Origin of the sequence: Rhodococcus sp. WY5, from assembly GCF_018588185.1 — a bacterium.
Classification (GTDB): Bacteria; Actinomycetota; Actinomycetes; order Mycobacteriales; family Mycobacteriaceae; genus Rhodococcus_F; species Rhodococcus_F qingshengii.
Window position 1 is genome coordinate 5743387 of record NZ_JAAMPR010000001.1, and the last position, 26002, is coordinate 5769388.

The 26002-nt window shown below is 62.0% G+C and carries 25 protein-coding genes; 14 read left to right on the forward strand and 11 right to left on the reverse strand.

Annotated elements, in window-relative coordinates:
* The first annotated feature begins 1 nt into the window (after position 1).
* Positions 2-1414 carry an acetate metabolism transcriptional regulator RamB gene (gene ramB / locus G4D79_RS26450; RefSeq protein WP_003941547.1) on the forward strand — a complete coding sequence of 471 codons (1413 nt, stop codon included), beginning with the start codon at positions 2-4 and terminating at the stop codon, positions 1412-1414.
* Positions 1415-1419: 5 nt separating this feature from the next.
* On the opposite strand, the gene G4D79_RS26455 is transcribed toward ramB, so the two are convergent.
* The 9 genes from G4D79_RS26455 to G4D79_RS26495 all read right to left on the reverse strand — a co-directional run bounded on the left by G4D79_RS26455 (position 1420) and on the right by G4D79_RS26495 (position 10758).
* Positions 1420-2442: an alpha/beta hydrolase gene (locus G4D79_RS26455; protein ID WP_214514556.1), complete on the reverse strand. Its 1023-nt coding sequence runs from the start codon at positions 2440-2442 to the stop codon at positions 1420-1422.
* 131 nt (positions 2443-2573) lie between these two features.
* Positions 2574-3593 carry an alpha/beta hydrolase gene (locus tag G4D79_RS26460; protein WP_214514557.1) on the reverse strand — a complete coding sequence of 340 codons (1020 nt, stop codon included), beginning with the start codon at positions 3591-3593 and terminating at the stop codon, positions 2574-2576.
* Positions 3594-3661: 68 nt separating this feature from the next.
* Positions 3662-5302, reverse strand: coding sequence for a class I adenylate-forming enzyme family protein (locus G4D79_RS26465; RefSeq protein WP_047268871.1), 1641 nt, complete (start codon positions 5300-5302; stop codon positions 3662-3664).
* Between the two features lie 9 nt (positions 5303-5311).
* Positions 5312-6016: an ABC transporter ATP-binding protein gene (locus G4D79_RS26470; RefSeq protein ID WP_210378194.1), complete on the reverse strand. Its 705-nt coding sequence runs from the start codon at positions 6014-6016 to the stop codon at positions 5312-5314.
* A 1-nt stretch (position 6017) separates the two neighbouring features.
* Positions 6018-6791, reverse strand: a complete 774-nt coding sequence (locus tag G4D79_RS26475; protein ID WP_007735383.1) for an ABC transporter ATP-binding protein — start codon at positions 6789-6791, stop codon at positions 6018-6020.
* Positions 6788-7816, reverse strand: a complete 1029-nt coding sequence (locus G4D79_RS26480) for a branched-chain amino acid ABC transporter permease (protein WP_214514558.1) — start codon at positions 7814-7816, stop codon at positions 6788-6790. Before G4D79_RS26480 ends, G4D79_RS26475 begins: the two co-directional genes overlap by 4 nt.
* Positions 7816-8691 carry a branched-chain amino acid ABC transporter permease gene (locus G4D79_RS26485; RefSeq protein WP_020906730.1) on the reverse strand — a complete coding sequence of 292 codons (876 nt, stop codon included), beginning with the start codon at positions 8689-8691 and terminating at the stop codon, positions 7816-7818. Before G4D79_RS26485 ends, G4D79_RS26480 begins: the two co-directional genes overlap by 1 nt.
* A 15-nt stretch (positions 8692-8706) precedes the next feature.
* Positions 8707-9891 (reverse strand): ABC transporter substrate-binding protein, encoded by a 1185-nt coding sequence (locus G4D79_RS26490; protein ID WP_064074216.1) that lies wholly within the window; start codon positions 9889-9891, stop codon positions 8707-8709.
* A gap of 126 nt (positions 9892-10017) precedes the next feature.
* Entirely contained in the window at positions 10018-10758 is a 741-nt protein-coding gene (locus tag G4D79_RS26495; protein WP_214514559.1) for a TetR/AcrR family transcriptional regulator, read from the reverse strand.
* Positions 10759-11025: 267 nt separating this feature from the next.
* Here G4D79_RS26495 and urtA point away from each other — a divergent pair, with 267 nt between their 5' ends.
* The 12 genes from urtA to atzF all read left to right on the forward strand — a co-directional run bounded on the left by urtA (position 11026) and on the right by atzF (position 22814).
* Complete coding sequence (gene urtA, locus G4D79_RS26500; RefSeq protein WP_007735391.1) at positions 11026-12282, forward strand: urea ABC transporter substrate-binding protein; 1257 nt, start codon at positions 11026-11028, stop codon at positions 12280-12282.
* Between the two features lie 54 nt (positions 12283-12336).
* A complete protein-coding gene (gene urtB / locus G4D79_RS26505; protein ID WP_003941514.1) occupies positions 12337-13221 on the forward strand; it encodes an urea ABC transporter permease subunit UrtB in 885 nt (294 codons plus the stop codon).
* The gene (gene urtC / locus G4D79_RS26510; RefSeq protein WP_007735392.1) at positions 13218-14324 is read left to right on the forward strand and encodes an urea ABC transporter permease subunit UrtC; all 1107 of its coding nucleotides are present in this window, start codon (positions 13218-13220) and stop codon (positions 14322-14324) included. Before urtB ends, urtC begins: the two co-directional genes overlap by 4 nt.
* Positions 14321-15157: an urea ABC transporter ATP-binding protein UrtD gene (gene urtD, locus G4D79_RS26515; RefSeq protein WP_003941545.1), complete on the forward strand. Its 837-nt coding sequence runs from the start codon at positions 14321-14323 to the stop codon at positions 15155-15157. Before urtC ends, urtD begins: the two co-directional genes overlap by 4 nt.
* Before the next feature lie 3 nt (positions 15158-15160).
* Positions 15161-15853 carry an urea ABC transporter ATP-binding subunit UrtE gene (gene urtE / locus G4D79_RS26520; protein ID WP_003941544.1) on the forward strand — a complete coding sequence of 231 codons (693 nt, stop codon included), beginning with the start codon at positions 15161-15163 and terminating at the stop codon, positions 15851-15853.
* Position 15854: 1 nt separating this feature from the next.
* Positions 15855-16544 carry a GntR family transcriptional regulator gene (locus tag G4D79_RS26525; RefSeq protein WP_063314792.1) on the forward strand — a complete coding sequence of 230 codons (690 nt, stop codon included), beginning with the start codon at positions 15855-15857 and terminating at the stop codon, positions 16542-16544.
* Between the two features lie 136 nt (positions 16545-16680).
* The gene (locus G4D79_RS26530; RefSeq protein WP_214514560.1) at positions 16681-17670 is read left to right on the forward strand and encodes an LLM class flavin-dependent oxidoreductase; all 990 of its coding nucleotides are present in this window, start codon (positions 16681-16683) and stop codon (positions 17668-17670) included.
* A gap of 9 nt (positions 17671-17679) precedes the next feature.
* Positions 17680-18876: an MFS transporter gene (locus G4D79_RS26535; protein WP_214514561.1), complete on the forward strand. Its 1197-nt coding sequence runs from the start codon at positions 17680-17682 to the stop codon at positions 18874-18876.
* Between the two features lie 96 nt (positions 18877-18972).
* Positions 18973-19779 (forward strand): SDR family NAD(P)-dependent oxidoreductase, encoded by an 807-nt coding sequence (locus tag G4D79_RS26540; protein WP_042923321.1) that lies wholly within the window; start codon positions 18973-18975, stop codon positions 19777-19779.
* Positions 19776-20309, forward strand: a complete 534-nt coding sequence (locus G4D79_RS26545; protein WP_003941526.1) for a carboxymuconolactone decarboxylase family protein — start codon at positions 19776-19778, stop codon at positions 20307-20309. The genes G4D79_RS26540 and G4D79_RS26545 overlap by 4 nt, the downstream gene beginning before the upstream one ends.
* A gap of 76 nt (positions 20310-20385) precedes the next feature.
* Complete coding sequence (locus G4D79_RS26550; RefSeq protein ID WP_051649638.1) at positions 20386-21087, forward strand: GntR family transcriptional regulator; 702 nt, start codon at positions 20386-20388, stop codon at positions 21085-21087.
* A gap of 17 nt (positions 21088-21104) precedes the next feature.
* Entirely contained in the window at positions 21105-22814 is a 1710-nt protein-coding gene (atzF, locus tag G4D79_RS26555; RefSeq protein WP_214514562.1) for an allophanate hydrolase, read from the forward strand.
* Between the two features lie 3 nt (positions 22815-22817).
* Here the strand turns inward: atzF and G4D79_RS26560 are convergent, their stop codons facing one another.
* Positions 22818-23393: a TetR family transcriptional regulator gene (locus G4D79_RS26560; protein WP_003941498.1), complete on the reverse strand. Its 576-nt coding sequence runs from the start codon at positions 23391-23393 to the stop codon at positions 22818-22820.
* Between the two features lie 68 nt (positions 23394-23461).
* Between G4D79_RS26560 and G4D79_RS26565 the strand changes: the two genes are divergently transcribed.
* Positions 23462-25063 (forward strand): MFS transporter, encoded by a 1602-nt coding sequence (locus G4D79_RS26565; protein WP_003941517.1) that lies wholly within the window; start codon positions 23462-23464, stop codon positions 25061-25063.
* 51 nt (positions 25064-25114) lie between these two features.
* On the opposite strand, the gene G4D79_RS26570 is transcribed toward G4D79_RS26565, so the two are convergent.
* Positions 25115-25966, reverse strand: a complete 852-nt coding sequence (locus G4D79_RS26570; RefSeq protein WP_214514563.1) for an SDR family oxidoreductase — start codon at positions 25964-25966, stop codon at positions 25115-25117.
* Positions 25967-26002 lie beyond the last annotated feature (36 nt).

Below are 26002 nucleotides of genomic sequence, written 5' to 3' on the forward strand. Positions count from 1 at the left end.
AATGTCGAAAACCTTTGTCGGTGTCCGGCTCCGCCAACTGCGGACCGAGCGCGGGTTGAGTCAGGCTTCGCTGGCCAAGACGCTCGAGATCTCGGCAAGCTATCTCAATCAGATCGAGCACGACGTCCGGCCACTCACCGTGCCGGTGCTCCTGCGAATCAGTGAAGTCTTCGGTGTCGACACCACCTTCTTCTCCCCGCAGGACGACACACGCCTGATCGCGGAAATGCGTGAAGTTGCCCTCGATCAGGAGATGGGTATCGACGCCGACGCCCACGAAATCGCGGAGATGGTCTCCACCCACCCGGGCCTGGCCAAGGCGATGGTGAACATGCATCGCCGCTTCCGCAACACGACGGCCCAGCTCGCCGCAGCCACGGAGGACCGTTTCTCGGACGGCAGCGGCAGCGGTTCGATCACCATGCCGCACGAGGAAGTGCGCGACTACTTCTATCAGCGACAGAACTACATCCACGATCTCGACACCGCAGCCGAAGAACTCACGGCCCGGATGCGCTTTCACCGTGGCGACGTCGCCGGCGAGATCGCCAGACGTCTCGAGTCCGTCCATGACGTGCAGATCGTTCGACGAGTCGACTTGGGCGAGAACATACTTCATCGTTACGACCCGGACACCAGGGTCCTGGAAATTTCCGCACGACTCTCCGGCGGGCAACAGGTCTTCAAGTTCGCGACAGAACTCGCATACCTCGAGCATGGCGACCTGCTCGACTCGTTGGTGGCCGAGGGCAACTTCACCAGCGAAGCGTCGGTCTCCCTGGCGAAGCTTGGTTTGGCCAACTATTTCGCCGCGGCCACCGTGCTGCCCTACAGCCAGTTTCACGAGGTTGCCGAGGACTTCCGGTACGACATCGAGCGCATGTCCGCCTTCTATTCCGCGAGCTACGAGACGATCTGCCACCGCCTCTCGACCCTGCAGCGCCCCAAACTTCGCGGGGTTCCTTTCATGTTCGTGCGTGTCGATCGTGCCGGAAACATGTCGAAGCGTCAGTCCGCCACCGGATTCCACTTCTCCACCAGCGGCGGTACGTGCCCGCTGTGGAACGTCTACGAGACGTTCTCATATCCGGGCAAGATCATGCCTCAGATCGCGCAGATGCCCGACGGTCGTCGATACCTCTGGGTTGCGCGCACGGTCGAACGTCGAGCGGCTCGATACGGACAGCCCGCAAAGATCTTCGCCATCGGATTGGGATGCGAGATTCGACACGCCCACCGACTCGTCTACAGCGACGGTCTGGATCTGGACGAGTCGAATCCGGGAACGCCGATCGGCTCGGGCTGCCGTGTCTGCGAACGCCTCAATTGTCCGCAGCGTGCCTTCCCTCCGCTGGGTAAAGACCTCGACATCAGCGAGCACCGGAGTTCGATTTCGCCGTACGTGATTCGCTGACCGCGCTAACGCACGTGGTCGCGTAGGAACGCGACTGTGCGATCGAACGCGACCATCCCGTCCACGGTGTCGAGGTCGAACTGATATTCGTGGTCGAGTGCAGGCTCGTGATCGTCCGGGTAGAACAGTGCATCGACCTCGACGCCCAGATCGGCGAGCCGTTCTGCCATGGGTTTCGACTGGCTGGCGGTCAGTGGGTCGACATTTCCGCCGGTGATGAACGTCGCTGGAAAGTCCGAGGTCACATGACCCAGTGTCGACATCTGACCCACTGCAGTCGACCCGTCGAAGTCCCTCGTTCCGAGGTACCCCCACAGCGATTGCTTGTCGACGCCCCAACCGAAGTACTTCCCCTGTGACAGCAGCGGTTTCAGATCGAAGACCCCACAGTCGAGGACAACTCCGCGTATCTGCTCGGGACGTAATGCCGGCTCCACACCCATTTCCGACGCGTAGTCAGGGCTGGTCATGACGGTCGCCAACTGACTGGACAACTGCGCGCCTGCCGAATCTCCCGCAAGAAAGAGATTGGTCGAATCGACATGCAACCTGTCCGCATTGCTCACGATGAATCGATACGCGTCGTTCAGCTGATTCACTGCGGTGGGGTAATACGCATCTGGTCCCAGTGAGTAGTCCACCGAAATCACAGTGAAGCCTTGATTTGCCAACAGTTTGTAGTAACCGTCGGCATCAGTTCTCGACCCTGATATCCAGCCACCGCCGTGCACCCAGACCACCGTGGGTAGCGCCGAAGTGGACTCCGACGGGTAGTACGCGTCCAGTTGTGCATCGTCGTCGCCGTCGCGGTACGACTGATCGAGAATCGAGACGATTCCTGACGGTGCATGCCTGTCGAGTTGTGCGTGAGTCGCTTCGGAGCCACCCGCTGACATCCACCGTACGACGAGAACTCCTGGCCACGGACTGACGAGTGCCGCGGTTACCCCGGACAGCAGAATGACGACGAATACCGCCGCGATTCCGACAATGCGCCTTCGCCGTCTGTCGGGGGAAGACGCGCGCACAACAACTCCTGGGGTCGGATCGGATTCACCCAGGCTAGACCAAAAGGACTAGTTGAGAATTCCCTGGCAACGCACCCGCGGAGCTTTGTCCAAAATGACCATTTTCTCAGTGGTTCACCACAATCCGACATTTAGCCGGTATGAGCCTCGAGAAACTGAACCGTGCGATCGAGCGCACTGAGACCGTCGGCATTGTCCAGATCGAACTGATACTCGTGCCCGAGCGCCGGAACGTGATCGGCCGGATAGAACAGTGTGTCGACCGCAACTCCCAACCCGGTCAATTTGTCAGCCATCGGTTTCGACTGAGAATCCGTCAACGGATCGGCGTTGCCGCCGCTGACGTAGGCAGGCGGAAATCGATCGGTGACGTAGTTCAAGGTCGACATCTGATCCGCTGCGTCGGTACTCATGAAGTCACGCACGCCGGTATACGCCCAGAGGGACCGATCAACTCCCCAACCGATGATGCCGGGTCCGCCGACCATGTTCCCGACGTCGTAGATTCCACAGTTCAGGATTACTCCACGTAACTGATCCGGCCGCAGCGACGGGACCACGCCCACACGGTTCGCATAGGCGGGATCAGTGATGAGAGTGGCGAGCTGACTCGAGAGTTGCGCTCCCGCAGAATCACCGGCCAGAACGACCGTCGTCGGATCAACATGCAGCCGTTCCGCATTCGCGACGACGTACGCGTGAGCGTCGTTGAGCTGCCGCACTGCCGTCGGATAGTGGTGCTCAGGTCCGAGTGAGTAGTCCAGGGACACAACTGTGTAGCCACGCGAGGCCAGCAACTCGTAGTACGGCGCGTAGTTGGACTTGCTTCCCGAGATCCAGGCACCGCCATGAGTCCAGATCACCGTAGGCAATGCGGTCGTCGTCGCTGCGGGAAAGTAGACATCCAGGTATGCGTCGTCGTCATCGGCGCGGTACTGCTGGTCCTTGATCGAGTCGACGCCTTCGGGCGCGTGCTTCTCGAGCGCCTCGGTGACTTTCACCGCATCACGATCGAAGACCCATCGCACGGTGAGTGCGCCAGGTCTCGGGCTCAGAACGAAGGCCAGAACCACGGCTCCGACCAGAACGAACACAATTGCCAGAGCCCACAGCAAGCGCCTGCGCCACCGATGCGGTGAAGGGTTCGTCATCGGGTTTCCTTCACTCTCGGCACAATGTCCGGATCAGCGTAACGCGAAGCCGGTACCGCCAAGTGCGATCAGCCGAGTTCAGCGATCCGCCTCTGCGCGAGTGCCTTGACTTCACCCTTGGCTACTTTGCCGCCTGCCGCCATCGGCAATTCGGCGACCGTCATCACGTACTCGGGTATGTACTCGCGGGTCACTCCTCGGCTCTGCAGCCAGGCGGTCAGATCCTCCGAACTCAGATCGTCATCGGCGGACACGACGACCGCACAGACCTTCTCACCGAACAGCGGATCGTCGACCCCGACCACGGCGACCAACTCCACCGAAGGGTGCGCGCGCACGTACTCCTCGACTTCGACCGCGGAGATGTTCTTGCCGCCACGAATGATGATGTCGGCTTTGCGCCCGACCACACGCACCCGTCCTGTCTCGTCGATCTCGACGATGTCGCCGAGAAGCATCCAACCGTCATCGGTGTACAACTCGTCGTTCGCATCGGTGTCCCCCCAATAGCCCTGACACATCAGCGGTCCGTTCACCCCAGGCTGACCGCGGCGGACGGAGCCGGTCATTTCCTTTGCCGCATCGTCGAATACACGAACTTGCATGCGATCGATGACGTGGCCGCACGTCTTCAGTCGGGTGTCGGAATCGTCCGAAACCGTCGTCACCGAGACGGCGCCGGTTTCGTTCGATCCGTAGAACTGCAGGACAGCCGCTCCGGTACGTTGTTCGAATGCCAGCGCCTCCGAATAGGGCACGGCTTCACCACCGGTGAACATGAAACGAAGTGACGAGAGATCGGCCGATTCCGCGGCCTCCGAACGCAACAGCATCTTGAATTGTGTACTCACACAATTCAAAGCAGTCACCCGTTCGCGCTCGATCAACTCGATCATCACCGAAACGTCGAAGCGTTCCATGACGACATTGCGAGCACCGAGTAGTGCCGGCAGGAAATGCGAAGTCCAGAGCCCGAATCCGAAAGGTGCTGGAACCGCGCCGAGGAACACCTCATCCGAACCGATCGCCGCCGCCTCGGCGGCAATCTCGGAGAAACCAACCCAACGATCCTCGGTTTGTGTGACCAGTTTGGGTAGGCCCGTTGTGCCGGAGGTCGAGTTCAGCATCGAAACGGCTGACGTGACAAAACACGGACTGGTTGCGGGGAACTGCTTTAGCTCGACCGGCAACGAGGTGAGTTCGCCGTTTGCGCTCACGCGTTCGAAACTCACGTCGGCGCGTTCGTCGGCGAAGACGACGTCCAGTCCGGGATGCTCTGCCCGCAGACTCGCCACGAGTTCGGCGGTATCGACGCCGCGCAGCGTGCGAGTGGTGACGAGTACGGAGGCTTCCGAGCGGGCGATCAGATGAGAGATCTCGCGAATGCCCGAGCGCGAACCGATTCCGACGGCGACGCGGCCGGTACGAAATGCTGCGCAGAGAGCCGCATGGAATACAGCGGTGTCGGGGAGCAACACGGCTACATGTCCGTATCCCTCACCAGCTAGATCCAGCGCCGACGCGATCGCATCGGCAGCCGCGTCGTACTGCTTCCACGACACCCTCGATTCCGGAGTGACAAAGGCGGTTTCGTCCGGGATGGTCTCAGACCAATGCCTGACCATTTCGCTGATGCTGACGCCGGCGAAGCGGTCCGGATTCGTGGCGAATTCACCGACGGTGAAGTCGAGTGTCTTCGTTTCAAGCATGATCGTCGATCATCTCCCGTCGGCGCTGAGGACGCCCATCGATTGTTTGTACGCGTTGTCCAGTGTCGCTTCGGAATCGCATTCGCGGACGAGTTCGCCGCGCTGCATGACATATCCGCGGTCGACAACCGATTTCAGTGCAGTAAGTGCCGGTTCCGTCACGATGACGGTCACACCCTCGGCGGCCAGACCCCCGACCAATGCTCGCAGCTCCGCGACGATTTTCGGTGCCAGTCCTGTCATCATCTCGTCGAGGAGCAACACCTTCGGGGTTTCCAGAAGGGCCCGCCCCAGAACCAACATCTGCTGCTCACCACCGCTGAGGACCCCGGCATAACTCTCCGAGCGTTCACGCAGGATCGGGAACCTCTCGAAAGCTGTTTCCACGGCTTCGGCTTTCAATCCCAGCAGGTCTGCGCCGACGCGTAGGTTCTCGCGAACGGACATTCGCATGAACAGTTGCCTGCCTTGGGGAACGTAGGCAAATCCGCTGCGGACACGATCCAGTGCCGATAATTTCTGGATCTCTCGACCATCGAATTTGATTGTCCCGGTGGCGGGAACCGAGCCGTAGATGGATCCCGCCAAGCTGGTCTTGCCCGCACCGTTCGGCCCGACGATCGCTGTCACTTCACCGGCGGGGGCGACAAGGGAGACTTCCCGGACGGCGACAGCGGATCCGTATCGAACTGTGACTCTGTCGAGTTCGAGCATGTCAGGCGCCTTCCTCGTATTCGGAACCGAAATAGACTTCTCGCATCGCGTCGCTGGCCAAGCACTCCTGCGGTGGTCCGTAGAACGCCACTGATCCGAAATTGAGCAGCACGATCTTGGTGGCGAGCGCCGCGATGAGATCGACGTTGTGATCGACCAGGACTACTCCCTTGCCCTGCGCGGCAATCGATCGCACGGCACCGGAGATGGCAGCGATGCCGTCGTGATCCGCACCGGCAAACGGTTCGTCCAACAGGAGGACTTCGGGTTCGGTCGCCATCGCCCGCGCCACCTCGACCAGACGCTGCGCGCCCAAACTGAGATCCCCGCAAGCACTCTCGACGTCGGTGACCGAGTATCGCGCAGCAATCTCCCGGGCCCGCTGTGCTGTCCGGTCCCAGTTCTCGAAAGGTCCTTTGATCGCCCACCACAGCGAGTGCAGCGGTGAGGTGATCTTGTGCCCGTACAGTCCCGGGATGATGTTGTCGACGGCGTCGAGTTCCGCCGCGAGCTGCGGATGTTGAAACGTGCGCGAGAGCCCTTGCCGTGCACGGCGCTCCGACGGCCCGGTCAAGGGAGCACCCGCGAGCGCGACGGTTCCGGAGTCTGCTTGCTGAGTGCCGAAGATGCAGTCCACCAGTGTGGTCTTGCCTGCCCCGTTCGGGCCGACCAGTCCGATCACCTCTCCCGGTCCGACGCTGAACGAGACATCGTCGACAGCGCGGACGCCTCCGTAGGACTTGTGGAGCCCGCTCACTTCGAGTAGCCGAGTCATCGATTGCCACGCTCCTTGTACAGACGGTTCATTCGACCCAGAACGTTCTGACTCCACCCGATCACCCCACCAGGCGCGACGATGAGGATCACCAGGACGGCTCCGGCAAGCAGGAGTTCGCCACTTCCCTGGTACCCGGGCATATTCAGCGTCACGATCACCACGATCAATGCACCGAGCGGAGCACCCCACGCCGAACCGCGACCGCCGATGATCGGCATGAAGATTGCGAGGAAAACAATACTGAGAGTGAAGGTTTCAGGAGTGACAGCCTGCACCGACACGGTGAACAGCGATCCGCCGGTCGACGCGATCGCAGCACCGATCGCCAGCGCCACGACGGTCAGGTGCGCAGGATTGACGCCGGAAGACCGTGCGACATTACGATTGTCGCGGGCAGCTTGCAACATCAGCCCCCACACCGATTTCCGGAGTCGATCCACAGCGACCGCGATCAGACACACGAACAAGATCGCGAACACGACCAACACATAGCGCGGTGGCTCCCAGCCGAACATCGTCACAGTCTCGACACCCGAGATCCCGGCCGACCCGCCGGTGAAACTCGGCCCGTCGATCAACCAGTGCTCGAAAGCGATACCGAACAACAAGGTCACCGCGGCAAGGTAGAAGCCGGAGAGTTTCTGTGTTGCCAAGCTGAGGAGTACTGCAACCGCTGCAGCGGCGAGGGCGCCGAGAATCCATCCCCACCACATCGACAACCCGGTCCGAACCGAGATCAGCGCAACGGCATACGCGCCGATCGCCGCATACGCGCTGTACGCCATCGACAGTGATCCCGCGAGCACGAATGGCACGTACATGCCGAGTGCGATCAGCGAATACGTCGCAGCGAGGAACACCAGATCCTGCCGGTACAGACTCGGCCCCATCCACAGCAGCACGGCAGCAACCACGACCACGGTGATCAGCGCTTCTCGTGACAGGGCGAGCATCCTCGTCCGGGAACGGCCGGATGTAGTGGGCGGATTTGACGTCAGCGAACGGGTAGAAAGCGAGGCCATCAGACGCGAACCTTCCTCGAGAGCAAGCCTTCCGGACGGAAAGCGAAGAACACCAGGGCAATCAACAGAATCGCGGTTTGCGCAGCACTCGCACCGAAGTAGTACGGGGCGAATACCTGGACGACGCCCAACACCATTCCGCCGATCAGCGGAGCCCAACTTCGGCCGGTACCACCGATGACGAGTGCGATGAATGCCGTCAGCGTCCATGACAGACCGCTCGTGAACTGAACACCGGCCTTGGGAGCGAACAGAAGTCCGGCGACGGCGGCGATCACACCCGCGAGGGTGAACGCGATGAGGCGTACCCGATCCACCGGCAAGCCCAGGACGCGGGCGGCATCCGGACTGTCGCCGACGGCGCGTAGCAGACGGCCCGAGGTGGACCGGTTCAGCCACAGTCCGATACCGACGAAGATCACGGCAGTTCCGACGACGAGTACAACGGTCGAACTGTCGACGGTGGCACCGAGCACCGATATCGGATCGAAGTCGAAGATCTTCTGTCCGGGAAGTGGTGTTCGGCCGAAGACCGTGCCGGCGAGCTGCTGGATCCCGAACAGTACTGCGGTCACCGCCACCAACGCCGGTAGTTCCCCACGACCCGAACGCTTCTGAACCTGTTTGACCACAAGCTTTTCCGTCAGGATCGACAGCGCCACCGCTACCGCGATCCCCAGCGGCATGGCAATCCAGAGAGCGAGCCCGTAATTGATCGCGACCCAACTCGACGCCATGGCCGCAGCCATCGCGTACGGGCCCATCGCAAAGTTGAAGAAATCGGCGCCGACCACCACGAGATACATTCCGAGGGCTATCAGCGAGAAGAAGGCACCGATCTCGATGGCTGCGAGCCACAGTTGTGCGTCTGTCATGTCAATGCTCCTCGGTTATCCGCACGGGGGCTGGTAGGAATCCCACGGACGGGCAGGCTTGTTGTCCTCACCGAATTCGACGAGTACCAGGCCGCAGAGGCTGTCCGGAGCCAGGTGATCCTGCGAGGAGAACGACAGTGTCAATCCGTCCTGGCCGAAGCTGGCGGGAAGTGCCGAAACCTGTTGAAGAGCATCACGAACGGCCGTCCGATCTCGGTGGTCGCCGGCAATTTCGATTGCCTCGGCCAACATCATGACGGCGTCGTACGCCTGTGCGTCGTAGGCGGTCAGTTGATAATCAGGCCCCTTCACCGCCTGCACCTTGCGACGCAGTTCGGCGGTTCTCGGGTTGTTCTCACTGAGCGAGCCCATGTACACCATGCCGCTCAACGCCTTCGGGTCCGCCAAAGCCCAAGATGCGGGCTGGTTTCCGATGGAAGCGAGTGAGAAGCGTTGCGTCTGCGGGGTGACCTTCGACAAGGTGTTGTGCGCGAGGATTTCGAAGTGCCCGCCGATACTGGCGACCAGAATCGCGTCCGGTTCGGTTTCCGCGAGACGTGAGACCTGTGCGGTGATGTCCGCGGCATCGACCGGCGCCTTTTCGACGCCCGTCACTCTCGCGCACTTCTCGAGCGCCGGCCGCAGGGTCTTGATGATTCCGTCGATGGACGCACTCGCGTCACCGAGAATTCCCAGGGACTTGTACCCCATCTTCTCGAAAGCCCCGCAGTACACCTGGGCGTACTGCTTCAACGAGTTCGGAATCATGAACGAGAAGTCGTTGTCGGGCGCCGAGGCAAAGGCGTCGCTGAGAACGACCGGAGCTATCGCAGGAATCTTCGACTGCTGGAGAATCGACTTGGCCTGCAGCACCGACCCGCTGCCCGTGGCGAGGATGACCGCACTGGACCCGTGATCGACCAACTTCCGAATGATCGACGGGGTTTTGGTGGGACTGCTCTCGTCGTTCTCGACAACCAATTCGACTTGCTTACCGTTGATTCCGCCCGCCTGGTTGATCAGGTCGACGGTCATCCGCACCGTCTTGCCGGCGATCGTGCTGTACGACGCACCGGGCCCGGTGGAGTCCTCGTCCAAACCGATGACGATGGTGTCTTCGGGAATGACACCGGCAGATGCGCACGCGCTCGCCCCGAGGACCACTGCCGCGCAGACGGCGATCGCCTTTCCGAGTCTCACATCGAACTCCCGTCCAAACTGTGCTTGGTAAATCAAACAAGCGCTTGATTTACGAGTGTGGACAGAAGTATGCACTGGGTCACACTGATAGTCAAAATCCGAACTACACGCGCAGGAACTGCGGTGTTACGGCTTCTGCAGCTGCCGGATCGACGAGCTGAGTTCGCGAATGACGGACTTCAATTCGTCGACATCAGAGCGGAGTTCGGCAAGGTCCGAGTCGGGAGATTCGGTCTGCGCTTCCTTCTTCGCCGTGCGCCGCGCAATGCGTGCCACCGGCTCGCCGTCGACGGAACGTGCGGCAAAGCCGTCCAGGAAAACCGAAATCAGATTGCGCTGCAGATCTTCGGCCAATTCGGAAAGCTGCGGGCGATACTGCGCGACGGTGGACCAGACGGATTCACGCAGGAGACGGTGAAACTGTTCGGGATCGATGTCTTCCCGAAACTCCGCGTCGGTAATTCCGCGAGCGATAGCCGATCGCCAGTAGCTGTGTGCCTTCTGAACCAGGATGGTGATGGGCGCGTCCGCCGGTTGCGACGAAAGTATGGCTTCTCCCTGATAGACCTCCGTGGCATACGGGTGATCCACCGCCGAGGCAAAAGACACCGACACCATCGTGGCCAGGCGATTTCGAGCCGAACCTTCCGGTTCGATCGAGTCTTCGTACCGGACGTTGAGATCTTCGAGGAACCGGACGACGATCTCGTTGGCTATCGCATCCTTGGAGTCGAAGTAGTGATAGAGGCTGCCGGAGAGGATCCCGACTTCGTCGGCGATGTCTCGCACCGTCGTCGCGGCGATTCCCCGCTCACTGAACAGCTTGGCCGCATGAGCGAGTATTTCGTCCCGTCGGGTCGAGCGCACGAGAAGATCCTTCCGACGTTCCGATCGTCAAGCGAGTGCTTGATCAATTTCTCGTCGATGCTAACACCGCACTCTCGCTGACCTGCGGTGTGAGGTCCTGGATACCCAATCGAAACACCGGACACACACTTGTCACCGACAGTCATTCCACCGCAACAACTTCCACCTACTCTGTGCACTCGACGAATACAGCGTTGTATACGCACTCCGGATACAGATCTGTCAGAGCCATTGTCTGCCAGAGCCATCGACACGAAAGGCCCGTACATGCGAACCTTCTCGAAGCGCACCCTTGCCGCGCCGGCCGCTCTCGCCGCGCTGGGCTTGGTTCTCACCGGCTGCGGAAGCAAGGCAACAGACACCGCATCGGGAGATTCGACGGCTACGTCGTGCGTCGACACCTCGGGGGACACGATCAAGGTCGGTTCCCTGAATTCACTCTCGGGCACCATGGCCATCAGTGAAGTGACGGTCCGCGACTCCATCTCGTTGGCGGTGCAGGAGATCAACGATTCCGGCGGTGTACTGGGTAAGAAGATCCAGATCGTGGCAGAGGACGGTGCGTCGGAGCCGACAGTGTTCGCCGAGAAGGCCGAGAAACTGATCAGCAGCGATTGCGTCGCAGCAGTTTTCGGTGGCTGGACCTCCTCGAGCCGCAAGGCCATGCTGCCCGTGTTCGAGGACAACAACTCTTTGCTCTACTACCCGGTCCAGTACGAGGGACTGGAAGATTCGAAGAACATCTTCTACACGGGCGCAACGACCAACCAGCAGATCATCCCGGCGCTGGATTACCTGAAGGAGAAGGGCGTCAAGTCGCTGTATCTGGTCGGCAGCGACTACGTGTTCCCGCAGACCGCCAACCGCATCATCAAGGCGTACGCGGCAGCGAACGGCATCGAGATCAAGGGCGAGGATTACACGCCTCTGGGTTCGACCGACTTCTCCACCATCGTGAACAAGGTCCGCACAGCCGACGCCGATGCCGTGTTCAACACACTCAACGGCGATTCCAACGTTGCGTTCTTCCGTGAATACTCGAATGTCGGCCTGAAACCCGCCGACATGCCCGTCGTCTCCGTCTCCATTGCGGAGGAAGAGGTCGGTGGTATCGGAGTCCAGAACGTCGAAGGCCAGCTGACGGCGTGGAACTACTACCAGACCATCGACTCCCCCGAGAACAAGAAGTTCGTCGCGGCGTACAAGGCGAAGTTCGGGCAGGACAAGCCCACGTCCGATCCGATGGAAGCGGCATATACCTCCGTCTACCTCTGGAAGAACACCGTCGAGAAGGCCAACTCGTTTGCGGTCAAGGATATTCAGGACAACGCCGACGGTGTGACCTTCCAGGCGCCCGAAGGACTCGTCACCATCGACGGCGACAACCACCACATCACCAAGACTGCCCGGATCGGCGAAATCCGTTCCGACGGACTGATCTACACGGTCTGGGATTCGGGACAGCCGATCGAGCCGGATCCGTACCTGAAGAACTACCCCTGGGCTGAGGGCCTCGGTAGCTGATCGACAAAAGGCGGAATTGACGGAATCGACGAGTAGAGAGGTGGAGCGTCTGTCATGGATGTTGTGATCGGGCAGTTGTTCACGGGTTTGAGTATCGGATCGATTCTCCTGTTGGCAGCGTTGGGGTTGTCTCTCACGTTCGGGCAGATGGGTGTCATCAACATGGCACACGGCGAGTTCATCATGGCCGGCTCGTACACCGCATACGTAGTGCAGCAGGTGATCTCGAATGCAACGGGATCGTTGATCATTTCTCTGCTCGTCGGTTTCGTCGTCGGCGGACTGATGGGTGTTGTGCTCGAAGTGGTCCTGGTATCGCGGATGTACCACCGACCCCTCGACACCCTGTTGGTGACATTCGGCGTCGGATTGATCCTTCAGCAGTTGGCGCGCGACATCTTCGGCGCGCCGGCAGTCAATGTTTCGGCGCCGAGCTGGCTTTCGGGCGGGGTCGATATTTTCGGCGCCGTGGTGCCGAAAACCCGCATCTTCATTCTGGTGTTGGCGATCGCAGCAGTGATCGCACTTTCGGTCGCACTGAAGCAGTCGTCGATGGGTAGACGCATCCGGGCCGTCGTCCAAAATCGCGATCTGGCCGAGACGAGCGGAATCTCCTCTCGTCGTACGGACATCACGACCTTCTTCCTCGGTTCCGGGCTCGCCGGCGTCGCGGGTGTCGCGTTGACGCTCATCGGTTCCACCAGCCCGACCATCGGCCAGTCCTATCTGATCGACGCCTTCCTGGTTGTTGTCGTCGGCGGTCTCGGTCAGATGAAGGGAGCCGTGATCGCAGCCTTCGCCCTCGGCATCTTGAACTCGTTCATCGAGTACTCGACGACAGCGTCGATCGCGAAGGTGATCGTGTTCGTCATCATCGTCGTCTTCCTTCAAGTTCGGCCGCAGGGCCTGTTCGCAGTCAAGACGAGGAGCCTCGTATGAGCATCCTGAACAATTCCCGAATTCGGGTGTGGGGCGGTTTTGCACTTGCCGCGATCGTGCTGTTCGCCGTCGCTCCGGCTGTGCTCTCGGACTTCAGGCTGTCACTGTTGGCAAAATTCCTGTGCTTCGCCATAGTCGCTGTCGGTATCGGTTTGGCTTGGGGCAGAGGCGGAATGCTCACGCTCGGCCAGGGCGTCTTCTTCGGAATCGGCGCATACGTGATGGCGATGCACCTCAAGATCGCCGATGCCGAACTCAAGGGCGACGCGGTCCCGGACTTCATGTCCATCGCCGGCAAGACCGAACTGCCGGGATACTGGCAACCGTTCGCCTCGCCATTCGTGGCGATCTTCGCCATCCTTTTCCTGCCGGCCGCTGTTGCCTTTCTCCTCGGACTCGGTGTGTTCAAGCGGAGAGTCAAGGGCGCGTACTTCGCGATCCTCTCGCAGGCACTCGCCGCGGCTTTCGCGATCCTCTTGATCGGCCAGCAGTCGATCGGTGGCAGCAACGGCCTCAACCGCTTTCGCACGTTCTTCGGTTTCAATCTCAACGATCCGGCGAACAAGCAGATGTTGTTCTTCATCGCCGCCGGAGTTCTTCTCGCATCGGTCGCTCTGATTCGCCAGCTGATGAACTCCCGATACGGCGAACTCCTCGTCGCCGTCCGTGATCAAGAGGAGCGAGTACGTTTCCTCGGATACGATCCGGCGAACATCAAACTGGTCGCCTACGTGACCGCGGCGTTCCTCGCCGGTATCGCCGGCGCGCTGTTCGTTCCGATCGTGGGCATCATCTCCCCCGCCGACGTCGGGATCGTCCCGTCCATCGCTTTCCTCATCGGGGTCGCGATCGGCGGCCGCGCAACGCTTCTCGGTCCGGTACTCGGTGCGATCGGCGTCGCGTGGGCGCAGTCGACATTCTCGGAGAAACTCCCTTCGGGATGGATCTACGCACAAGGGTTGATGTTCATCGTCGTGGTCGGGTTCTTCCCGGCAGGTGTGGCCGGATTGTTCGCCCTGATGCGCCACCGCAAGAAGCGTGAGACCCCGGCCGACCCGCCGGTCAAGGTCTCCCAACCCGAACCAGTGGAGGTGTCGTCATGACCAACACAACCGCCACCAGCGAACCCACACCGGCACTGGGTGGCAACGCCGGAATGTCGTCCGAGTACCTCGAAGTACGAAATCTTTCGGTCAGCTTCGACGGTTTCAAGGCCGTCGACGGCGTCGACTTGACCCTCATGCAGGGCGACCTGAGGTTTCTCATCGGCCCGAACGGGGCTGGAAAGACAACGTTGGTCGACGCCATCACCGGACTCGTTCCCGCGACGGGTTCCATCACGAAGTCCGGCGAGCAACTGCTCGGCAAGAAGGTTCACAAGATCGCCCGCCTCGGCGTCGGGCGAACCTTCCAGACGGCAAGCGTCTTCGAAGAGCTCTCGGTGCTGCAGAATCTCGACATCGCGGCCGGAGCCGGCCGATCACCGTGGAACCTGCTCAGAAAACGCAAAGGTGTGCTTCCCGAGATCGAAGAGGCGCTGGAGACAACCGGGTTGGAGCACCTCAGGGACACCGCCGCAGGCATTCTGGCGCACGGACAGAAGCAGTGGCTCGAAATCGGAATGTTGTTGGTACAGAACTGTTCCGTGCTCCTGCTCGACGAGCCCGTCGCAGGCATGAGCCTCGAGGAGCGCGAGGAGACCGGGAACCTTCTGCGGCGCATCGGCGGTGCGCGAACCGTCGTCGTAGTCGAGCACGACATGGACTTCATGCGATCCTTCGCCACGTCCGTCACAGTGCTCGCCGCTGGGAAAGTGCTTGCCGAAGGAACTGTGGCGGAGGTCCAAGCCGACCCCAAGGTGCAAGAGGTCTACCTCGGCACAGCCGCTGCCGGAACCGATCTCGGCGCCGACACCGAACCGACCCCGGAGGACTGAATCATGCTCGAGCTCGTCGACATCCGCGCCGGCTACGGACGCACCGAAGTGATCCACGGCGTATCCCTGCTGGTTCCCAGCGACGGAGTTGCGGCAGTCATGGGTCACAACGGTGCGGGTAAAACCACCTTGCTGCGCGCCGCCGTCGGTCTGATCAAACCTACACGGGGAAAGGTACTTCTGAACGGTGAGGACATCACCGGTCTACGGCCGAGCGCCCGCGTCGCTCGCGGACTTGCCTACGTACCCCAGGGTCAGCAGTCGTTCGGACAACTGACAACTGCCGAGAATCTTCGGGTGGTCGCCGACGGGCGCAAACGCGGAAAGGCACTCATCGCAGAGGCATTGGATCTGTTTCCCGCACTCACCACGCTCCTCGACCGTCGCGCGGGACTTCTCTCCGGTGGGCAGCGACAACAGCTTGCCATCGCTCGCGCCCTGATCACCGAGCCCAAGATCCTCATTCTGGACGAACCAACCGAGGGCATTCAGCCCAACGTGGTCGCCGAAATCGAAAGAACCGTCATGGAACTCACCGAGCGCGGCGATCTCGGTGTCCTCCTCGTAGAGCAGCACATCGGTTTCGCGCTCCAATCTGCGCAGCATTACAGCATTCTCGCGGCGGGACACGTGACCTCGACCGGTGAGGGCGGCACCACGTCCACCGAGGCGGTTCGTCGAGCGATGGCAATCTGACATGAGTGTGCGCCCGCCGCTGCGCGAGCAGGTCTATCGGTCGATCCGGAACGATCTGATGTCGGGTCAGATCGCGCCATCCGAACGACTCGGCGAAGAACGGTTGGCTCATCTCTACGGTGTCTCGCGAACACCGGTGCGCGAAGCGCTCGCGAAGTTGGAATCCGACGGGCTGGTCGAGCGCGACGAACATGGACTCTTTCCGTACCGACCGCACCTCGACGAGTTGGGTGGCCTCTACGAGCTGCGCATACTCCTCGAAGTGCACGGGCTTCGGCGGGTACTAGACGGTGAGGCCCCCGCTCATGATCGAGACGCGCTCGGTTCCGAACTCGACAAGTGGTACACATTTCTCAAACAGATGCCGGTACCGGACGCCGGCTTCGTGACGCTCGACGAGGAGTTCCACATCGCGCTCCTCGCCTCATCCGGAAACCACGCGTTGGTCGACGCCTTGCAGGCCGTCAACTCGAAGCTGCGCCCCGTGCGGATGTTCGACTACCTGACTCCCGACCGTATGAAGGCCACCGTGGAGGAACATATCTCCGTCGTCGAACTGGTGCTGGACGGCAAGATTCCGCAAGCACACGAGGCACTGGTGTCGCACATCGACATCTCTCGTGCGGTTGTCCTCGACCGCGCTCGGCAGGCCCTCTCGTTGGCCGCCATGGCCAACGCTGTGCGGAACTGATCGAGCGGGAGTCACCGCCCCTCCGAAAATCGCACTTGCTCAGCGTGGGAAGGCTCTCGGAAATAGGAATGGACTCACAGCGGTTGCACCTCACAACGACGCTTGCGTTCTATTCGCTGAGAAAGGCTCCACCTCCATGGCCGTACCACTTTCCATCCTCGATCTCGCCCACATCGGCGACAACGAAACCGCCAAAGACAGCTTCGACGCCAGCGTGACCTTGGCGCAGCGTGCCGAGGAGTGGGGTTACAAGCGAATCTGGTATGCCGAGCACCACAACATGGGTTCCATCGCGTCTTCGGCCACCAGCGTTCTGATCAGCCACGTCGCCGCGCACACCAGCAAAATCCGCCTCGGCGCCGGTGGAATCATGCTGCCCAACCACGCACCGCTGACGATCGCCGAGCAGTTCGGCACCCTCGAGACTCTGCACCCGGGTCGCATCGATCTCGGTCTCGGTCGCGCGCCCGGTAGTGATCAGAAGACCATGCAGGCTTTGCGACGCGACCCGAGTTCTTCGGACAGCTTCCCGCAGGACGTACTCGAGCTTCAGGGCTACCTCGGCGACACTTCGCGCGTCCCCGGAATCAATGCCGTTCCCGGTAAGGGCACTCACGTTCCGCTCTACATTCTCGGATCGTCACTGTTCGGAGCCAAGCTCGCCGCGATGCTCGGCCTGCCGTATGCATTTGCCTCGCACTTCGCCCCCAACGCCCTGCGCGACGCCGTCGCGATCTATCGACGCGAGTTCAAGCCGTCGGAGCAGTTGGCGGAGCCGTACGTCATCGCGGGCGTCAACGTCATCGCCGCCGACACCCATGAGCAGGCTCAGCAGGACTTCCTCGCGGCCAAGCGTTCGCGCGTCAGCCTTCTTCTCGGACGCGGACGCAAGTTCACGGACGACGAAGCGGACATGCTGCTCGACTCCCCCGCGGGTCAGCAGGTTCTGCAGATGACCAAGTACAGCGCCATCGGCACGCCCACGGAGGTCCGCGCCTACCTCGACGAGTTCACCGAGCATGCACAGGCCGACGAGCTGATCACGGTGTCGACCGGCACCACACGCGAGGCTTGGTTGCGCACGTTCGAACTCCTCGCCGACGTGAGCGATCTGGTACCCGCCTAAGCTGCCGGTATGGGCGATCCATCCCGTCGCGGGTTCATCTCGGTACTGGCAGTTCTACTTTCGACGGGTTGGGCCGCCAACCACTTTGCTTCGCTCATCCCGGTTCTCCGGGTGGACGAGGGTCTTTCGCATACCGTGCTCGACGGTGTTTTCGGTATCTACGCGCTCGGACTCCTACCCGGCCTGTTGACCGGTGGAGCACTGTCGGATCGCGTCGGCCGAGCTGTAGTCGTCCTGCCCGGAGCGCTCATAGCCTCGCTCGGAACCTTGATTCTTCTTCTCTGGCACGACGCGCCCGGGCTCATGGTCGGGCGCCTCGTTGTCGGTATCGGTGCCGGTCTGGCAATCGGCGCCGGCACCGCGTGGGCGGCTGACCTTCGCGGCAAGTCCGGAACCGTGATGGCGGGCGTAGTACTCACCTCGGGTTTTGCACTGGGACCACTATTTTCGGGTCTGTTGGCACAATTTGCCGCCTTCCCACTCGCTACGCCCTTTGTCGTCTCGGCCGTCTTCTCGGTGGGTTCGGTTACCGCGGCAGCTGTGTGGAGTCGTACACCTGCTCCCACCAAAGCTGCAATGTTCACACAGATTCCCGACCGCGCAGAGCGGTCGGGAACCGGTGTGAAGGTCGCACTGCTCTGGGCACTTCCGTTGGCGCCGTGGGTGTTCGCCAGCGCAACAGTCTCTTTCGTGACCATGACGGCCAGGCTCGGGGACCGCTACTCAGGTCCTCTCCTTCCGGGTTTCGCGGCGGCGCTGACTCTGGGTGCTGGAATCCTGGTTCAAACCGCTGCGCGCCATCGCAATTGGGGTCCTCAGGCCGGCACGGTCGGCGCCGCACTGGCGGCGCTCGGATACTGCCTGGTCGCCGTCGGCGGCGCGCACCCCGCGCTCGGGTTGTTCATCGTCTGCGCGCTCGTCCTCGGTACGGCCTACGGACTGTGTCTACGCGAGGGACTGCTCGACCTCGAGTCGCTGGCTCCCCCCGCCTCGCGGGGCGCCCTGACCGGGATCTTCTACGTCGGCACCTATCTCGGATTCGGACTGCCGGTGCTACTGGTTGTCATCGAACCCACGATGGGTCCGTCGCTGCCGTTGGTGATCCTCGCCGCTGTTGCCGCCGTCGTTGCCGTGGTCCGATTCCGTCGATTGCGGTCGACCCAGGCTTCCTCGTCACATCCGCGTCTCGAAGCCGCATCGGTCTGAACACCCGTTCGGACGGAGTTGGCGGTACTTGCAGTCGCAGCTACCCGGCGGTGTTAGCGTCGGAGGACCAGAAGGTCACTGCGTAGGGACACAGCAATGGGCAAGAGCGAGGCGGGCAAGGCCGAATCGGCCAAGAGTAGTGCGGACGACCTGACGGGTCGGCGCATCCTGATCACCGGCGCTGCCCGCAATATCGGTTCTTCGCTGGCCAGACGCCTGTACGACCGTGGTGCGTCCGTGGGACTGCTCGGCCTCGAGCCGGAACTTCTCGAGCAAGTCGCCACTTCCTGCGGCCGCGCGCCGTGGCAGTTGTGCGACGTCGCCGACCTCGAGCAGGTATCTCGCGGCGTCGACTACATCGCTGAGAAGCTGGGAGGCATCGACGTCGTCGTCGCCAATGCCGGTGTCGAGGCGAACTCGTCGATCCTCGGCGGCGACCCTGCGGACATGCGCCGCGCCGTCGAAGTCAATCTCATGGGCACGTACTACACCCTGCGCGCAGCCGGTCCGCACATCAGTCACGAAAACGGTTACGCCCTGGTGGTCGCCTCGGCTCACGGCGCCGCCAAGCATCCGTTTCGCGGACCGTTCGGTGCTTCGCGCGCCGGCGTCGAAGCCTTGGGTGACGCGTTGCGCTTGGAAATGAAACACCTCGGCACCAAGGTGGGCGTCGCGTACATCGGCGACATCGACACCGATACCACCGCACTGTCGTTCGACGGAGCACGCGGAACCCTCGCCAGCGCCGGCACCACGACCGTCGCTGACGCCGTCGACGCGTTCGAGCGCGGTATCGTCGGCCGGAAGTCGCGCGTACACGCGCCCCGCCGCAGCGCCGCGGTTCGCCACATCGCGCAACGAGCTATCGACCTCCGTCCCTCTCACATCCGTGGAGTCGCATGAACCCCCGCATCCCGCCCGGCCGATTCAAGGACCTCGGTCCGATCAACTGGGGAATCTGGCGTGTCCTGTCGAAGGCTGCCGGAGCACCCGATGCGCATCTGTTCAGCACCTTGGGGCGCACGGGTGGACTCTTCCGCGGTTGGCTGCACTACTCCGGCTCACTCATGCCCGGCGGCAAGATCTCTCGCCACGACACCGAACTGATCATCCTGCGGGTCGCGCACCTGCGGGACTGCGGTTACGAGATGGATCACCACATCAGGCTCGGCCGCAAAGCCGGAATCGACGCAGAAGAACTGGCCCGAATCATCGAGGGCCCTGGCGCTTCCGAGTTGAGTCCGCGTCACCGTGCGATCTTGACTGCGGTCGACGAGTTGGTCACCACCAAGGACGTCACCGACGACACGTGGGGAACGCTCTCGCAGCATCTCGACGATCGTCGGTTGATCGAATTCACCTTGTTGGTCACTCAGTACGACGGCCTGGCCACCACGATCGGAACCTTGCGGGTTCAGCGCGACTTCTCCTGAAGTTCCGCGGAGGCCGTAACTCAGCTCTAACGCGAAGACATCTGGACGAAACACCTGATCAATAGCGTATACAGGTATGTCGACAGGGATGAATACGGCGCCGGAGCCACTGCGTGAGGTGGTCTACCGGGAACTACGCACCGAACTGGTCAACGGGACTATCGGGTTCGATCAGCGCCTGACGGAACCGAAACTCTCCACGCGTTTCGGCATTTCTCGCACACCAGTACGGGAAGCGTTGACGATGCTGTGCGCCGATGGACTCCTGCGCCGGGAAGAGTACGGGTTCTCCGCCGTGCGCCCGAGTATCCCGCGGATCCGAGATCTGTATGAACTCCGAATCACTCTGGAACTACAAGGAATTACCCGGGCGATCGCAGATCCGACGATCCGGCACGACCGAACAATCCTCGACGACGAATTGGTGCGGTGGCGTGCCCTGGCTCTCGATCCGCCCGCTCAGGAACCGGGGTTCGTCGAACTGGACGAGGAATTCCACGTCGCCGTACTGAGGGCGTCGGGAAACAATGAACTGGTCGCGTCGCTGCTGTCGGTGAATTCCCGTATCCGGCACGTTCGGATGTACGACTTCATGGTCAACGGCCGCATCGACACCTCGATCGCGGAGCACATTCAAATCCTCGAAGAACTACGTGCCGGCAATCTGCCCGAGGCCCGCACGCTTTTGCACCAGCACATCGGCGAGTCTCTCGACGTCGTCCTCGACCGGGTGACCCGCGCGATCACCGCGCTCTCACTCGCCAACATCACGGACTGATCGGAGCAGTACACACCATGACCATCGCAGCAGAAGTTTTCACCCCGACAGCCCGGGTCGAGCAGGCATTCCAGCGGATCGAGGAAGTAGATCGCCCCGAAGTCTGGATCACGTTGCGCCGCAAGGAAGATGTGCTTGCCGATGCCGCTTCGGTCGAAGCCAGAATCGCCACGGGCGAGCATCTTCCTCTGGCTGGGCGTCTGGTCGCCGTCAAGGACAACGTCGACGTCGCCGGTCTGCCGACCACAGCGGCGTGCCCCGAATTCGCGTATTCGCCGGACGAAACCGCCAGTGCCGTTGCGCGGTTGATCGAGCACGGGGCTGTTGTTCTGGGGAAGACCAATCTGGACCAGTTCGCCACCGGACTGGTCGGAACGCGCAGTCCGTACGGAGCCGTTCGCTGCGCCTGGGACGAAGAGTTGATCTCGGGCGGTAGTAGCTCCGGATCCGCCGTCGCTGTCGCGCTGGGAATTGCAGACATCGGAATCGGCACCGACACTGCCGGTTCGGGCCGGGTGCCGGCAGCGTTCCACGGGATCTACGGACTCAAGCTCTCGCTCGGCGTCATCCCCGCCCACGGAGTAGTGCCCGCCTGCGTGGACTACGACGCTCTGACGGTATTTGCCGACGACCTCGAATCGGCAACCGCGGCAGCGGCAATCATGATCGGCCACGAACCTCGGGATCCCCGCAGCCGCGTCTGGCCTTCCGACGTTCGTCTCGCGGCGGCGCCGAATCCCCGCGTCGCCGTCCCCCGAATCGAGGATCTCGCTCAACTGAGCCCGTCGTATACAGCAGCATTTCAGGACACTGTGACAGCTCTGGTAGCCGGCGGCGCCGAGACCGAGACCGTCGACATATCCGGACTGCTCGACGCGGCCCGATTGCTCTACGACGGCGCCGTGGTGGCGCAGCGATACGCCGCTGCCGGCGAGTTCCTCGAAACTCGTCCTGCCGGAGCAGATCCCGCGGTGTCCGACATCGTGCTCGGTGCGAAGCACCCCACCGGATACCAGCTAGTCGACGATCTCGATGCTCTCACCCGCGCCAAGGCTGCCGCCCGGGAACTCCTCGCCGGGTTCGACGCCCTACTGCTTCCCACCACCACCGAACACCCGACGATTGCCGCCGTGACCGAGGATCCGTTCGGAATCAACCGCCGGATGGGAACTTTCACCAACTTCTGCAACCTGCTCGACATGGCGGCCGTCGCGGCGCCCGGACACCGCACTGCCGAAGATCACCCGTTCGGCGTCATGTTCGTCGTACCCGCTTTCGACGACCAGATCGCCATCGACCTCGCTGCGCGACTCGGTGGTGTGCCTTCACCCACCCTCGTCGATACCGGAATCGACCTCGCAGTATTCGGCGCTCACCTGCGCGGGCAACCCCTCAACACACAGTTGGTCGACCTCGGCGCGCGGTACGTCGAAACCGTCATGACCTCGGATGCCTACCGGCTCTTCGCTCTCGACACGACGCCACCGAAGCCCGGCCTGGTACGCCGTGGCCCTGGACTCGGCGCACCGGTCGTCGGCGAGATCTTCCGAATCTCACCGGCCGGGCTGGGAACATTCCTCGCCGCCTTGCCTGCACCGATGGCGCTCACGAGCGTCGAGTTATCCGACGGCAGAACGACAGTCGGTTTCAGCTGCACTCATGACGCCGTAAACGGCGCAGCTGACATCACCGACTACGGCGGTTGGGCCGCGTACCTCTCTCGCTGACAGTCACGGCTTGCAGATTCGAGTGACGGCCTCGCGCACCACTTCACGGCGGCGCGCGATCTCGTCGGCGTCGACGTTCTGGTTGTCGGCCACACCGGGGGCCACCACCCAGCCGAACACGAGGCCGAACAGCATCGTGATCAGGTCCTGGGGGTCCCAGTGCTTCGAGATGAGGCCGTCTTCTTGAGCCTTGCGGATCGTGGCCATTCGCGGAACCCAGCTGGAATGTTCCTCGGCCAACTTCTTCATCCGTGGTGCCTCACCCTGCAATTGACCCCAGATCATCATCCGTTGAATCTGTGGTTTGCCGAGCATTGCGTCGAACAGTTCGACAGCATGCGCGGGCATGTCTTCACCGGTGAACTCGACGGATTCCATCGCCTGCTCGAAGTCGACGTCGAGCACCGCGTGGAACAACGCGACCTTGTCACCGAAATATGCGTAGAGGCGCTCCTTACTGGCGTTTCCGTTCTTCGCAATCCGATCGATGCGCGCACCGGCAAGCCCATAGGTGCCGAATTCTTCTTGCGCAGCGTCGAGGATTCGCTGTTTCGTCGCGGTCACGTCAGTGGGAGCCATAGTGATGATGGTAACCGAACGAACTATTTCGTTTGACTCACCCGAGAAGGCTGGAATACCTTTTTCCAATGACCACCACGTCCCACGTCGACGGCGGCACTCTGCCACCGATCCCGGCTGTCTCCGAGAATCCGAATCATCAACGTCGCTGGCTGGTGCTCTGCATCGTCGCGTTCGCTCAACTCATGGTGGTGCTCGACGGCACCATCGTCTCCATCGCCCTACCGGCAGCCCAGGAGGAACTGGGCATAAGCGACCTTGACCGCGCGTGGGTGGTCACGTCGTACGCCTTGGCGTTCGGTGCGCTGCTGCTCCTCGGCGGACGTATCGCCGACTACTGGGGCCGAAAGCGATCCTTCATCGTCGGCATGGCGGGCTTCGCGGTTGCCTCCGGCATCGGCGGCATCGCGCAGAGCGGTATCGAACTGTTCATCGCTCGCGCCGGCCAGGGCGTCTTCGCAGCATTGCTCGCGCCCGCTGCGCTGTCGATGCTCACCACCACCTTCATCGGAGAGAAGGAGCGCGCCAAGGCTTTTGCCGTCTACGGCGCGATCTCCGGCGGTGGCGCTGCTATCGGCCTTCTCCTCGGTGGAGTGCTGACGCAGTACGTCGACTGGCGCTGGTGCCTGCTCGTCAACATCCCGATCGCGCTGATCGCCATCGCTGCGGCCGTCCCGATCGTCAAGGAAACCAAAGCGCACGGCGACACGAGCTACGACCTTCCCGGCGCTGTCCTCATCGCCCTGGGGCTCGGCTCACTGGTCTACGGATTCACACGCGCCGAGCACGGCTGGGGTCAGGCGGACACTTTGCTGTTCATCGCACTGGGTCTGGTCTTCCTCGCGATCTTCGTGGTCGTCGAGAGCCGCAGCAAGAATCCGCTCCTACCGCTGAGCGTTCCGTGGCATCGCGATCGCGGCGCTGCTCTGATCGGCTCCATGCTGGTGGGCGCCGCCCTGCTCGGCGGCACGTTGTACCTGACGTTCTACCTGCAGATCGTGCTCGGATTCAGCCCGGTCATGGCCGGCGTCGGATCGCTGCCGATGGCGTTCTTCATCGTCTTGGCGTCGACCATCGCAGCGCAGTTGTCCACCAAGATCGGCCCCAAGCCGCTCATGGTCGCCGGCCCGCTGGTGGCAGCAGTAGGACTGCTCATGCTGACCCAGATCGAGGTACACAGCTCCTACTGGACGCACGTGTTCCCCGGCCTCGCGATCTTCGGCTTCGGACTGGGTCTGCTGATGGTGCCGATGCAGAACCTCGCACTGATCGGTGTCCCCGACCACGACGCCGGCGCTGCCAGTGCCCTGGTCAACGCCACCCTGCAGATCGGCGGCGCACTCGGAACCGCACTGTTCACCACGATCTACGCTTCGGCCAAGTCGGCCTTCACCGCCGACAACGCGGCGCCGATCCCGCCGGAAGGCATTCCTGTCGACATGTCGAATGCGACCATCCCGACCGGCGATCAATTGGCACTACTCCCCCAGCCGGTACAGGACTTCGTCGCCTCGATGACGGACTACTTCTTCGGCGCCGAGGTATCCGGATACTCAGCCGCATTCGGTTGGGCGGCAATCTTGTTGGCGATCATCGCACCGGTAGTGCTGGTTCTGGTCCGCGCCAAGAAGGGTGATCTGCCCGCCGAGGGTGCAGTCCACATGGGGTAACCCCTGTGCGCCTTTATTAACCGCCCGCGGTTAATAAAGGCGCACAGCAGGTCAGGCCTTCCTCAACACCTCAGCCACCGGAGTGCTGCTGCGGCCGATCAACTTCTGCAGGTCGCCAGACTCGGTGTCCAACGCCCCCTTGGCAATTGCAGCATCGGAATCGGCGAGGATCTGCGCAACCGGTGCAGGCAGTCCGACGCTCTCGAGAATGCCTTCGTATGCCTCCGCGTCCACGAACTGGTACGCGACGGGCTTGCCGGCGAATTCGCTGATCTTTGCGGCCAATTCGGCGTAGGTGAGCCTCTCGTCACCGCCCAACTCGTACACTGCGCCTTCGTGGCCATCGGTGGTCGCGACTACTGCTGCGGCGTCGGCGTAATCCGCACGCGCCGCAGCCGCGATCTTGCCTTCCGCTCCCGCACCGACCAGTGCGCCGCGTTCGATCACACCGGCCAGGTCGTTGGTGAAGTTCTCCCAGTACCAACCGTTGCGCAACAGCGCGAACGGAATACCGCTCCGAGTGAGCACGTCCTCGGTCGCCTTGTGCTCGGCAGCAAGCTTCATCGGCGTGTCCTGAGCATTCAATATGCTCGTGTAGGCGATGAATCCGACGCCGGCAGCCTTCGCCGCGTCGATGATGTTGGTGTGTTGCGCGAGCCGTGACCCCACTTCACTTCCCGAGATCAGCACCAGCTTGTCGACGCCCGCCAATGCGGTTTCCAACGCCGAGGCATCGGCGTAGTCCGCTTGGCGTACAACTACTCCGCGGGCGGCGAGGCTTTCCGCCTTCTGTGGATTGCGGACCACTGCGACGATGTCGGACGCGGCGGCTCCCCGCTCGATCAACGACTCGACTACCAGTTGTCCGAGGTTTCCGGTTGCGCCGGTGACTGCAATGCTCATGCGAACTCCCGATCCAGGTTGAAGCGTAAATGCGTT

What these genes read in the sequence shown, in the direction of transcription:
- ramB (WP_003941547.1), top strand. Translation starts at nt 2, where the DNA reads ATGTCGAAAACCTTTGTCGGTGTCCGGCTCCGCCAACTGCGGACCGAG.
- G4D79_RS26460 (WP_214514557.1), bottom strand. Translation starts at nt 3,593, where the DNA reads ATGACGAACCCTTCACCGCATCGGTGGCGCAGGCGCTTGCTGTGGGCT.
- G4D79_RS26465 (WP_047268871.1), bottom strand. Translation starts at nt 5,302, where the DNA reads ATGCTTGAAACGAAGACACTCGACTTCACCGTCGGTGAATTCGCCACG.
- G4D79_RS26470 (WP_210378194.1), bottom strand. Translation starts at nt 6,016, where the DNA reads ATGCTCGAACTCGACAGAGTCACAGTTCGATACGGATCCGCTGTCGCC.
- G4D79_RS26475 (WP_007735383.1), bottom strand. Translation starts at nt 6,791, where the DNA reads ATGACTCGGCTACTCGAAGTGAGCGGGCTCCACAAGTCCTACGGAGGC.
- G4D79_RS26480 (WP_214514558.1), bottom strand. Translation starts at nt 7,816, where the DNA reads ATGGCCTCGCTTTCTACCCGTTCGCTGACGTCAAATCCGCCCACTACA.
- G4D79_RS26485 (WP_020906730.1), bottom strand. Translation starts at nt 8,691, where the DNA reads ATGACAGACGCACAACTGTGGCTCGCAGCCATCGAGATCGGTGCCTTC.
- urtA (WP_007735391.1), top strand. Translation starts at nt 11,026, where the DNA reads ATGCGAACCTTCTCGAAGCGCACCCTTGCCGCGCCGGCCGCTCTCGCC.
- urtB (WP_003941514.1), top strand. Translation starts at nt 12,337, where the DNA reads ATGGATGTTGTGATCGGGCAGTTGTTCACGGGTTTGAGTATCGGATCG.
- urtC (WP_007735392.1), top strand. Translation starts at nt 13,218, where the DNA reads ATGAGCATCCTGAACAATTCCCGAATTCGGGTGTGGGGCGGTTTTGCA.
- urtD (WP_003941545.1), top strand. Translation starts at nt 14,321, where the DNA reads ATGACCAACACAACCGCCACCAGCGAACCCACACCGGCACTGGGTGGC.
- urtE (WP_003941544.1), top strand. Translation starts at nt 15,161, where the DNA reads ATGCTCGAGCTCGTCGACATCCGCGCCGGCTACGGACGCACCGAAGTG.
- G4D79_RS26525 (WP_063314792.1), top strand. Translation starts at nt 15,855, where the DNA reads ATGAGTGTGCGCCCGCCGCTGCGCGAGCAGGTCTATCGGTCGATCCGG.
- G4D79_RS26530 (WP_214514560.1), top strand. Translation starts at nt 16,681, where the DNA reads ATGGCCGTACCACTTTCCATCCTCGATCTCGCCCACATCGGCGACAAC.
- G4D79_RS26535 (WP_214514561.1), top strand. Translation starts at nt 17,680, where the DNA reads ATGGGCGATCCATCCCGTCGCGGGTTCATCTCGGTACTGGCAGTTCTA.
- G4D79_RS26540 (WP_042923321.1), top strand. Translation starts at nt 18,973, where the DNA reads ATGGGCAAGAGCGAGGCGGGCAAGGCCGAATCGGCCAAGAGTAGTGCG.
- G4D79_RS26545 (WP_003941526.1), top strand. Translation starts at nt 19,776, where the DNA reads ATGAACCCCCGCATCCCGCCCGGCCGATTCAAGGACCTCGGTCCGATC.
- G4D79_RS26550 (WP_051649638.1), top strand. Translation starts at nt 20,386, where the DNA reads ATGTCGACAGGGATGAATACGGCGCCGGAGCCACTGCGTGAGGTGGTC.
- atzF (WP_214514562.1), top strand. Translation starts at nt 21,105, where the DNA reads ATGACCATCGCAGCAGAAGTTTTCACCCCGACAGCCCGGGTCGAGCAG.
- G4D79_RS26560 (WP_003941498.1), bottom strand. Translation starts at nt 23,393, where the DNA reads ATGGCTCCCACTGACGTGACCGCGACGAAACAGCGAATCCTCGACGCT.
- G4D79_RS26565 (WP_003941517.1), top strand. Translation starts at nt 23,462, where the DNA reads ATGACCACCACGTCCCACGTCGACGGCGGCACTCTGCCACCGATCCCG.
- G4D79_RS26570 (WP_214514563.1), bottom strand. Translation starts at nt 25,966, where the DNA reads ATGAGCATTGCAGTCACCGGCGCAACCGGAAACCTCGGACAACTGGTA.